The 1,540-nt window shown below is 61.1% G+C and carries 2 protein-coding genes; both read left to right on the plus strand.

Annotation, left to right across the window (positions count from 1 at the left end):
* Positions 1-76: 76 nt before the first annotated feature.
* Positions 77-523 (plus strand): transposase, encoded by a 447-nt coding sequence (locus G205_RS20320; protein ID WP_009359685.1) that lies wholly within the window; start codon positions 77-79, stop codon positions 521-523.
* Entirely contained in the window at positions 487-1,530 is a 1,044-nt protein-coding gene (locus G205_RS20325) for an IS3 family transposase (RefSeq protein WP_009359686.1), read from the plus strand. The genes G205_RS20320 and G205_RS20325 overlap by 37 nt, the downstream gene beginning before the upstream one ends.
* Positions 1,531-1,540: the final 10 nt, after the last annotated feature.

The following is a 1,540-nucleotide window of genomic DNA, read 5'->3' on the forward strand; positions in this document are numbered from 1 at the left end:
GCCCTGTGTGTCAGGCTGTTGTGTGACAGTTTGTTGTCCGTCGTGGCCTGACGCGTGGAGTGGGGAAAGGTCCGTCATGGATTTTGTTCTCCCTTCCCGCCGATCGAAGCGGAGCCACTTCACTCTCGCGCAGAAGCACGAGATTCTTGATGAGTACGACAAGTGCCTCGAGCGTGGTTCCAAGATCGCGTTCTGCAGGGCTGTGGGCATCGCCGAAGGCACGATGCGCCTTTGGGTCCAGCAGCGCGAATCGGGCGAGCTGAGATCCAGCATCAGACAAGGAAACGAGGACCATCGATTGCGGGAGAGCGATAAGAGGCTGCTCAAACAGGTCTTGAAGGAGAACGAGATCCTCAAGGCCAAGCTGGCCAGGTCCGAGGCTGCGGTGGACATTCTGGGAAAAGCTTCCGCGCTCTTGGATGCCATGGCCAAGAGCGCGGCGGCGACAGACCCCGAACTGAAGGAACCGGAGCCGCAGCGGCCGGAGTGGTTGACCCCAAAGTCTGGAAAGACATCGCCCTGACCTTCGTCGGGAAGATGGTTACGGCCGGCTGGTCAGCGGTGAAAGCCTGCGCATTGGTAGGTATTCACCGCACCGCCTGGTACCGGCATCTGAGCCCGCCCACCGCGGCAGGGATCACCGTGCCCCACGCCCAGCGGGCCTACCCGAACCGGATCACCCAGGCCGAAGCCGGGGAGTTCATGGCGATACTGAACTCCGAGGAGTACGGGAATCTGTCCGTCACCCAGGCCTATTACCGGATGCTGGACGCGGGTCTCTGCTCGTTCTCGATCGCCGCCGCCCACCGTATCGTGGCCAGCCAGGGACAGAACGGAGACCGCCGCGCGCAACGCAGCAGCTCCGGCCCTAAAAGGATCAAACCCGTCCTGGAAGCCACAGCCCCTAACCAGCTCTGGAGCTGGGACATCACGATGCTCCACGGGCCCGGCAAACACACCTACCGGCTCTACACCATCCTCGATGTCTTCTCCCGCAAGGTCGTCGGGCATCGCGTCGAAGCCACCGAAACCGCGGCCTTTGCCTCGGCCCTGATCCGCGAGGCCGTGGCCAGGAACAAACAGTGCCCAGCGGTGCTGCATGCCGATAACGGCGCACCAATGCGGGCCGGCACAACGCTGGACCTCGCCCGGGCTCTGGGCATCACACTGTCCTACTCGCGCCCGAGGGTTTCTGATGACAATCCGTACTCAGAGTCACTGTTCAAGACCGTGAAATATGACCTGGATTTCCCGCGACGGTTCCAAGACCTGCATCATGCCAGGGAATACATGGGCGAGTTTTTCGCAGGCTATAACAGCCATCATCGGCATAGTGGCCTGAACTACTACACGCCCGATACCGTCCATCACGAACTTGTCGAGCAGGCGCGCAGGCAACGACAACAAACTCTCGATGCCTGCTACGCCCGCAACCCACACCGATACCGTCGTAAGCCCACCGCACCGGGAATCCCTCCCGTCGCAGGGATCAACCACAAAAAACCCACCCAGCTGTCACAAACAGCTTGATGTATACCGT

Source organism: Arthrobacter nitrophenolicus, assembly GCF_000332815.1.
GTDB lineage: Bacteria > Actinomycetota > Actinomycetes > Actinomycetales > Micrococcaceae > Arthrobacter > Arthrobacter nitrophenolicus.

Coding starts and splice junctions, on each gene's coding strand:
- G205_RS20320 (WP_009359685.1), top strand. CDS start 77: ATGGATTTTGTTCTCCCTTCCCGCCGATCGAAGCGGAGCCACTTCACT.